We start from the raw sequence: 8,505 nt of genomic DNA, 5'->3' as shown, positions 1-8,505 counted from the left end.
TGACCCTGGCCCAGCAAACTGGTCCGCGCTGAGCGCAAGGTTTTCGGGCATCCTGAACCCTGAAGGAGGGTGGATGCCATGCCTCGCAAGCGCTTTACGAATGAACAGATCGCCTTTGCCCTTCGGCAGGCGGAGAACGGCGCCTCGGTGGACGAGGTCTGCCGGAAGATGGGCGTCTCCGAGCCGACGTTCTACCGCTGGAAGAAGCAGTTCGTCGGCATGGGCGTGCCGGAGATCCGGCGGCTGAAGCAGCTGGAGGACGAGAACAGCAAGCTCAAACGATTGGTGGCCGACCTGACGCTGGACCGCTCGATGTTGCAGGATGTCCTGAAGCGAAAGTGGTAAGGCCCAGCGCTCGCCGTGAAGTCGCCGGCCACCTGCAGGTGGCCTACGGCATCAGCGAGCGTCGGGCCTGCCAGGCCACCGGTTTTGGCCGCTCGTCCCAGCGTTACAGGAAGTGCTCTGACCCGCAGGTTGCGCTGCGGATGCGGCTGAAGGAACTCGCTGCCGCGCGGGTGCGCTACGGCTACCGACGGCTGCATATCCTACTGCGACGGGAGGGCTGGGAGGTGAACCACAAGCGCACCTACCGGATCTATCGCGACGAGGGACTGTCGATCCGGCCCAAGCTGCCCAAACGCAAACGGGCTTGGCGCTACCGGCAAGGCCGGCCGGCGATCGGCGGACCCAACGAGGTCTGGGCCATGAACTTTATGTCTGATCGCATCTTCGACGGACGTCCGTTCCGGATCTTAACGGTCGTCGATTGCCATACGCGAGAGGCGCTCTCGCTCACACCGAGAGCCAACTTCCGCGCCTTCCAGGTGACCGAGGCCCTGGACGCACTGGTGAAGCTCCGCGGTCGTCCAAAGAGCCTACGGGTGGACAATGGACCGGAGTTCGCTGGGCGCATGCTCGACCAGTGGGCGTACCTGAATGGGGTCGAGATCGACTTCTCACGACCGGGCAAACTGACAGGCAACGCCTACATCGAGTCGTTCAACGGCCGCCTACGGGCGGAATGTCTGAACGCCTCGTGGTTCCTGTCGCTGGCCGATGCCCGCGAGCGCATCGAGGACTGGAGGTGCCACTACAACGAAGATCGCCCCCATACGGCCCTGGGCGGCTTGACGCCCCGAGCCTTCGCCAACCAAGCTGTCACAGCCCGAAAACTTGCATAGGCCGTGGACCGCAAACGGGGTCAACTCCAGGCCCACCGTGCACTCACTTTACCCTCCGACCACCTCGTGGGGGCCGATAAGCCTAACATGCACTCGATGGCGTCGCGTCCCTGATAGAACACGGGCGAAAGCACGGTTTCCAGAGGCGATTGACCTTGGGTGGGATGTTGGGTGCGGCCCCCGTGGCCTCGATCTGCCGGCGGATGGCGTCGCTGTCGTAGCCCTTGTCGGCCAGCAGGATGCAGCAGGCGGGCAGGCGTTCGAGCAGCAGGCGCCGGCCTTGGAATCGGCGACCTGCCCGCCGTGTCAAAAAGCCCTGAGCATAGACCCTGGATCGGCGTCGAACTTTGACCCCCGGATGGGTATAGCGGGACTACCCTGATCAGCCCGGCGAAGCGGGTCGGGGTGGCGCAGCCGGGCTAATCAGGGGTTCAGCAGGCGGGACGTGTGCGCCGACCTCAGGCGCGGTTCTTGAAGCGCCAGCTCTCGTTGCCGGTCTCGACGATTTCGCAATGGTGGGTGAGCAGGTCGAGCAGCGCCGTGGTCATCTTGGCGTCGCCGGCGAACACGCTGGGCCATTCTCCGAAGTCGAGGTTGGTGGTAACTACGATCGAGGTGGTCTGGTAGAGCTTCGCTCGATCGGGTGGAACAGGAGCTGGCCGCCCGACTGCTCGAACGGCAGGCAGCCGAGTTCATCGAGCACCACGAGGTCGAGCCGGGCAAGATGATCGGCGATGCGACCCTGGCGGCCGGCGTGTGCCTCGGCTTCGAGCCGGTTGATGAGGTCGACGACGTTGTAGAATGGGCCCGCGCCCCGTCTCGGATGCAGACTCGCGCGATAGCGATGGCCAGGTGGGTCCTGCCGGTGCCGGTACGGCCGACGAGCACGACTTTGCGCTGATGAGCCAGGAACTCGCTGCCGGAGAGTTGCGCACCAAGCCCTCGTTGATCGGGGTGCCGTCGAAGGCGAACTCGGCGATGTCCTTGGCCAGGGGCAGCTTGGCGATCGTCATCTGGTAGCGGATCGAGCGTGCCTGCTTCTCGGAGATCTCGGCCTGGAGCAGGTCGCCGACGATCTGCTGCGGCTCATGGGTGCGCTTGAGCGCGACCTTGATAGTGTCGTCGTAGGCCGCCTTCATCCCGAAGAGCTTCAACTCGCCCATGATGGCGAGGATGTTCTTGCGTTCCATCAGGGGGGCTCCTCAAGCTGTCGTAGCGGGTGCAATCCGCGAACAGCTCGTGGCGCAGCCGCAGGCTCTCGGGGGTCAGGATGGTGACGGGCGGGGTCGGCTCGCGCTGCCGGGCGAGGATGTTGAGGACGACGTCGGCCGAATGCACGCCCTAGCGCAGGGCCTCGGCACAGGCTGCCTCCACGGCCGGCAACCCGTCGGCGAGCACGGCGGTGAGGATCTCCACCATCTGCCGCTCACCACCGGCACTGCCGGCGAGCTTGCGCCGGACCCGGTCAAGGGCGGGAGGTAGGACCCGGTCCTTGAACGGTGCGCCGTTCCGGAGCGCGCCGGGCTTGCGGGCCAAACTGGAGACATAGTGCTAGGGATCGAACACGGTCTGATCCCGCCGGAAGGCGCGTTCATGCTCGGCGACGACACGCCCGTCCTGCCGGATCTCGACGCGCTCGGCGTAGGCCCGCACCTCGACCGGCCGGCCGATGGCGGGGGCCATGGCCGAGTAGCGGTTGTTGTCAAAGTGCACGCGGCAGATCGTGGACACCGAAGCGGTGATGGCATGGAAGCCGTCAAAGTGGCCGGCATAGGGGTGAGGGCAGCCTGCTCGGCCTCGAACCGCTCCCAGACGGTACGCTCGCGCTCCTCAGAGTGGGGATGGGCCTTCGCGTAGGCGATCACCCCATCGAGCAGGAGCGCAATCAGCTCCTCGTAGCTCTTCACGCAGACACGCGGGGTGAAGAAGCGCTCGCGCACCAGCCCGACCTAGTTCTAGAGCTGCCCCTTCTCCCAGCCCGAGGCCGGCGTGCAGGCGACCGGATCGACGAGGTAGGGCGAGCACATCTGCAGGAAGCGACGGCTGTAGGCGCGCTCGCGCCCGACGAAGATCGTCTCCACCGCGGTTTCATGTTGTCGTAGATGCCGCGCTGGTAGGTGCCTTAGAAGAACGCGAACGCCCAATCGTGAGCGTCGAACACCATCTCCTCGCTCTCGCGCGGATAGGCCCGCAGGAACAGCATGCGCGAGTGACAGTGGCGGACGTGGGCGACCTTAATCGTCGTGGTCGTGCCGCCGATCAGCACGATCTCGTGGCTCCAATCGAACTGGTAGGCCTCGCCCGGGGCGAAGATGAGCAGCATGAAGGCCTGAGCCGTGACCGAGGTGCGCTCACGCTTCCAGGTATTGGCATAGCGCCGAACTGCATCGTCACCGACCCCGCGCAGAACCTCGTAGATCCGGATCAGCGTCAGCCGCTCGCGGGCGGACTTACCGGCGTTGGTGGCCAGCATCCGATCGAGATCGTCGCGCCAAGGCCCGAGCTTGGACGACGGCTGCACTTCGCGCTTGTAGGCGAAGGCGGTGGCCCCCGACCGAATGACCTTCCGGACCGTGTTGCGAGAGACGTGCAGGTCGCGGACGATGTCATTGATCGCGCGGCCGCGGGTGAAGAACTTGCGCCAGATGCGCGCAATCGTGTCCACGTTCTTCATCCCCCTACGCCACCCTTCCGGCCGTACCGGAGAGCAGTCTGCGAGAACGTGGTTTGGGAGTCAGAATTGGACGTCGATCCCCCGCCTTACGAGGTCAAAGTTGCACGCCGAAACACATCCGCACCGTCCATCTTGGCTCGCACGAGACCTATGGCGCCCCACGCATCCACGCCGACCTGCGCGAGCGGCACTCCGGCAAACGCATCGCCCGGCTGATGCGCGATGCTAATCTCGTCGGAGCCTGCCATCGGCGCAGTGGCCCCGTCATGACGCCGCGTGATCGAGAGGCGCGCCCAGCTCCAGATTTGGTCGACCGCAACTTTGCCGCCGCTACCCCGAATCGGCTCTCGGTAGCAGATTCACCTACGTGCCGACTGCTGCGGGCTTCCTCTACCTCGCCGTCGTGCTCGACGCTTTCAGCCGCCGAATCGTCGGGTTGGCCATGGCCAACCACCTGCGGTTAAGGCTTGTCCTAGACGCCCTGGCGATGGCCGTTACCTAGCGCAGGCATCGCGACGTGATCCACACTCGGACCAGGGATCGCAATACACGTCGCTGGCGCTCGCTAGTCGCTGCCAGGAGGCGGGCGTGCGACCCTCGATGAGTTCGGTCGGCACTGCCTACGACAACGCCATGGCCGAAAGCTTCTTCTCGACCCTCGAATATGAGCTGCTTGCCCGCCGTCGCTTCCGCTCGCAGGCGCAGGCACGGATAGATTGCTTCAGCTATATCGATGCCCTTTATAACCTGCTACGCCGGCACTCGGCGCTCGGATACCGCTCGCCCGTCGTCTACGAGCAGGAGATCCAATCAGATTCGTCACCTGAGATGCTACTCAACCAAGCCACCTGAATCGTCCACAGAAACTGGGCAATCCCCCTCAACCTGATCGAACGCCTCTTGCTTTTCATGAAGCGCAAATTCCTGTTAACAGGGCTTACGCCAAGCTCGCCCTCCTGAAACAGGCGTTCGATGCCTTCTTCGAGCGCCTTAACGGCCACGAGGCCGCCCTCGCAAGCCTCATCACAGACCGCTTCCACCTCATTGGAAAACCTCGAGCCGGAATTCCAGCCGCGTAGGGTTATACCAGGAGACAGCCTGGACGATGAGCGCCGCCTCATAGTGCCGCCCCTTAGAGTTGCCCTTGGCGCGCCGCTTCAGCTTGGCGGCGATCGCGGACAGAATCATGGGCGGCTCCCAGAACGGAAGGCGCTACATGGATCATATAGCCAACGCGGGGTAAATGTCAGCGTTATCACGTTTGCGACAGGCCCACTTATTGAACGGACTGTGGGAAAGAGCTCTAAGTGGCATTGGTCGGATCGACGCTGCTCGCTGGCTCGCGTCGTCACGTAGACCACGCTTCAGCAACTAGACCCTAAGCAATCATGCGCCAGATCTCAGCGAAGATTCGAAGGTAATGCAAAGAATAGCCATACACGGGATTGCAGAAATGCCGATCGGTACAAGGGGTACAGATAAAACAAAAGCGACTCCGATCGTCATTGTCATCGGAATGCATCGAAGCGGGACATCTCTGTGCTCTAATGTTTTAAGTCTGCTCGGTCTTGATATGGCAGATGAGGTTTCACGCCATGAAACTAACACAAGTGGTCATTGGGAGCGGTGGGAGATAGTCGGATTTCACGACAGAATTCTTCAACTTCTCGACCGTGACTATTTTTCGCCGATGCACGACTTTCCCTTGCCGAGCGGCTGGTGGGCGGAACCTGAGGTTCGCGCGATCCGCTGCGAGATCGAGGACTTTTTGCGCACCCGGATGCGGCTGCGACAGCCCTTCGGCTTCAAAGACCCGCGTATTTGCCGCCTCCTTCCGATCTGGACACAAATCTTTCGTAGTCTGAACCTTGATCCGCGGTTCGTCTTCTGTGTCCGAAGCCCGTCGCAAGTCGCGCGGTCGCTGCACACTCGCGATGGCCTTGATCCGAAATGTGGTGAGTATCGTTGGGCCTTATACAATGCGGAAGCTTGGCGACACCTCTGCGGTGAAGTCTGTACCATTGCCTACGATGATTGGTTCTCGGATCAGGAGACTACGTTTAATCGGCTCGCCGATTTTCTGTCGGATTTCGTAACTATCGACCGACGTAGTGCTGCGTCCGCCGTCAATACACTTGTTGCTCGAAATCCTCGCCACGAAACCACACTGTCCTCCTCCGCACGGCAACCAGCGATCCGATACTTGTATGATATGTTACGCCAAGCGGACCCAGATGTTAACACACAAACGCGAATTGGACACTTTGTCGATCAATTTCTCGGATTTCAACAGACCTTACCATTTGAGAGGCTATTCAACACAGTCGAGGGAAAGCGAGCTGCGGAAGCCGATGAGGCTAACGCCCGTGAGCAAGCGCTTCATGCCCGGGAGGCGGAACTTGTCCGCCACGCTGCCGGACTTCGGGCTGCTCTCGACGCGGAAGTCGCAGCCGCAAATAACGTTCGGCAAGAGCGTGATGCGGCATTCATGCAAATCGAAACGGCTAAAGCTCGGGAGGCGGAACTTGTCGACCACATTGCCGAACTTCAGGCTGCTCTTGACGCGGAAGTCGCAGCCGCAGATAACGTTCGGCAAGAGCGTGATGCGGCATTCATGCAAATCGAAACGGCTAAGGCTCGGGAGGTGAAACTTGTCGACCACATTGCCGAACTTCAGGCTGTTCTCGACGCGGAAATCGCAGCCGCAGATAACGTTCGGCGAGAGCGTGATGCGGCATTCATGCAAATCGAAACGGCTAAGGCTCGGGAGGCGGAATTTATTCACCACGCTACCGTACTTCAGGCTGCTCTTGACGTGGAAATCGCGGCAGCAGAAACCGTCCGGCAAGAGCGTGACGCGGCAAACGCCCAGCACAATGCGACATCAACTCTCTGGAACGCGGATCGTATCACGCTTACCGCCGTGCATGACCGCATAGCGCAGGAATTGACAACAGAACGAGACATTGCGCTCGGCACCGCCATCGCAGCAAGACGCCAAGAGCACCATTGGCGGAACGGCTACGTTAGCCTTCTTAATTGGTCGGTCGCGTATCATGATGCAACTGCAGCTTCGCTGAGTTGGCGTCTTACTTCGCCGCTTCGCAAACTTGGTATTGGTCGCCCCATTCGTCCGCCGCGGCCAGATATTCTGGAGAATTAAAGCCGATACATTATTTAAGGCCGCGGCTTGCTACTGGAACTGCCCCGCGAGCGAGCCCATGCCGACAACCGGCCTGATCAGGTCGTGAACTACCTTCATAGTTTACATGCCCTGTGTGTTAAAGTGAATCTCGCCAGCGTCCACGTCGATCTCAATCAGCAGTTCCTGTGCCTCGGCGAGGGCTGCGTTCGCGGTCGCGAGCGCCAAGTCAAGGATGGCCGTGTTGTCGCTCATCCTACCTCGGGCGCGGGCCGCCCCCGGCGGGCTCGCCGCAAACCGCGACGTAGGCTGCAGCAGAGGCCGGATCCACCTCTTTTTTTGATTTTGTTAATCGCCTCAAGTCCGAAGCAACCCCGAGCAGCTGGCTTTGCTCGCGCACGGTCCACGCGCCGGCGAAGCCGAAACCTTTGCGCAGCTAGAGCATGTCTTCGAAGCCCTGAATGATGCGCCAAGGCGTGCGGAAGGACTTGCAGCCGCCGATCCGCGGCATATTCTTCTCGGCCCGGAAGTAACCGCTCTTGATGCCCGGCTGCAGATGCTTGGTGATGTAGTGGGCTGGCATGCGAGGCAGCAGGCCCTCCTTGCGGCTCTCAGCGATGGCCGGTGGATAGGTACTGGCGCCATCCGTACCGATTCGGTCAAGCCCGAGTAGCGGTTGATCTGGTCAGCCCCCATTGAAGTGGTCCGCCCTTTGGTATGGCTTTCAAGCCTGGAGGACGGACGAGATGGCAAAGCACCTGAAGCCTGAGGAGATCGTTGCGAAGCTACGTCAGACAGACGTGCTGATCTCACAGAGCCAGAGCGTGGCCGATGCCACCCGCGCGCTCGGTGTGAGTTCGGTAACATACTACCGGTGGCGACGTAAGTTTGGTGGCCTGAAGTTGGATCAAGTTCGACGGATGAAGAGTCTTGAGACCGAGAATGCTTAGCTTCGAAAGGCAATTGCCGATCTCACCCTCGACAAGCTGATCCTGTAGGAGACGTCCCGGGGAAGACGTCTCGAGCCCCGCGCGCCGATGCGCTTGCGTCGAGCACATCATGCAGACGATGACCGTCTCTTAGCGCCGCGCCCGTCGGGCGCTCGGACAGCATCCCTCATCCTGAGCCTGTCGAAGGATCGACACAGCGCAAAGTGCCGCGGGGCTGCGACGACGAAGAGGCGCTGACGGCCGATCTCGTGGCGTTAGCTGAGAAGTATGGACGCTATGGCTACCGCAAGATCAGCGCATTGCTGAAGGCGGCCGGATGGTTGGTCAACGACAAGCGCTTCGATCCTTCGGCAGGCTCAGGATGAGGGCATTTGGCGGCGTGAGGGTCTGGAGGTCCCAGCTAAGCAGCCCAAGCGGGGGCGGATCTGGGACAACGACGGCTCCTGCGTCCGTCTTCGCCCGGAACACCGCAATCACGTGTGGTCGTATGACTTTGTCGAGGCGCGCACGCATGACGGGCGCAAGATCCGGATGCTCAACGTGGTCGTTGAGTTCACA

General features: G+C 61.5%; 4 protein-coding genes and 7 pseudogenes. 4 read left to right on the top strand and 7 right to left on the bottom strand.

What is annotated here, in order from left to right; translation table 11 throughout:
* Nucleotides 1-78 precede the first annotated feature (78 nt).
* Nucleotides 79-1,181 (top strand): IS3 family transposase gene (locus tag MKK70_RS28095; protein WP_243951257.1). Its coding sequence is split into 2 segments (ribosomal slippage): nucleotides 79-340 and nucleotides 340-1,181, totalling 1,104 coding nucleotides; the frame shifts between segments, so codons are not numbered across the junction.
* An 80-nt stretch (nucleotides 1,182-1,261) separates the two neighbouring features.
* On the opposite strand, the pseudogene MKK70_RS28090 reads toward MKK70_RS28095, so the two are convergent.
* The 4 genes and pseudogenes from MKK70_RS28090 to istA all read right to left on the bottom strand — a co-directional run.
* Nucleotides 1,262-1,484: pseudogene (locus tag MKK70_RS28090) on the bottom strand (transposase); the annotation flags it as partial.
* Between the two features lie 155 nt (nucleotides 1,485-1,639).
* Complete coding sequence (locus MKK70_RS30765; protein ID WP_279603836.1) at nucleotides 1,640-1,867, bottom strand: ATP-binding protein; 228 nt, start codon at nucleotides 1,865-1,867, stop codon at nucleotides 1,640-1,642.
* Nucleotides 1,786-2,320: pseudogene (locus tag MKK70_RS28085) on the bottom strand (ATP-binding protein). Before MKK70_RS28085 ends, MKK70_RS30765 begins: the two are co-directional and overlap by 82 nt.
* Nucleotides 2,268-3,855: pseudogene (gene istA / locus MKK70_RS28080) on the bottom strand (IS21 family transposase). The pseudogenes MKK70_RS28085 and istA overlap by 53 nt, the downstream one beginning before the upstream one ends.
* A 110-nt stretch (nucleotides 3,856-3,965) precedes the next feature.
* Here istA and MKK70_RS28075 point away from each other — a divergent pair.
* Nucleotides 3,966-4,707 (top strand): annotated as a pseudogene (locus tag MKK70_RS28075) (IS3 family transposase); the annotation flags it as partial.
* A 207-nt stretch (nucleotides 4,708-4,914) separates the two neighbouring features.
* Here MKK70_RS28075 and MKK70_RS28070 read toward each other — a convergent pair.
* Nucleotides 4,915-5,043: pseudogene (locus MKK70_RS28070) on the bottom strand (IS6 family transposase); the annotation flags it as partial.
* A 265-nt stretch (nucleotides 5,044-5,308) separates the two neighbouring features.
* On the opposite strand from MKK70_RS28070, the gene MKK70_RS28065 reads away from it, so the two are divergent.
* Nucleotides 5,309-7,018, top strand: a complete 1,710-nt coding sequence (locus tag MKK70_RS28065; protein WP_243951255.1) for a hypothetical protein — start codon at nucleotides 5,309-5,311, stop codon at nucleotides 7,016-7,018.
* A gap of 102 nt (nucleotides 7,019-7,120) precedes the next feature.
* On the opposite strand, the gene MKK70_RS30760 is transcribed toward MKK70_RS28065, so the two are convergent.
* Together MKK70_RS30760 and MKK70_RS28060 are read right to left on the bottom strand one after the other, a co-directional pair.
* Nucleotides 7,121-7,252 carry a hypothetical protein gene (locus MKK70_RS30760; protein WP_279603835.1) on the bottom strand — a complete coding sequence of 44 codons (132 nt, stop codon included), beginning with the start codon at nucleotides 7,250-7,252 and terminating at the stop codon, nucleotides 7,121-7,123.
* Nucleotides 7,253-7,341: 89 nt separating this feature from the next.
* A pseudogene (locus tag MKK70_RS28060) lies at nucleotides 7,342-7,679 on the bottom strand (DDE-type integrase/transposase/recombinase); the annotation flags it as partial.
* Nucleotides 7,680-7,743: 64 nt separating this feature from the next.
* Here MKK70_RS28060 and MKK70_RS28055 point away from each other — a divergent pair.
* Nucleotides 7,744-8,505: pseudogene (locus tag MKK70_RS28055) on the top strand (transposase); the annotation flags it as partial.

The organism is Methylobacterium sp. E-041 (assembly GCF_022829665.1).
Lineage (GTDB): Bacteria > Pseudomonadota > Alphaproteobacteria > Rhizobiales > Beijerinckiaceae > Methylobacterium.
This window is presented reverse-complemented; position numbering and strand designations above follow the sequence as displayed.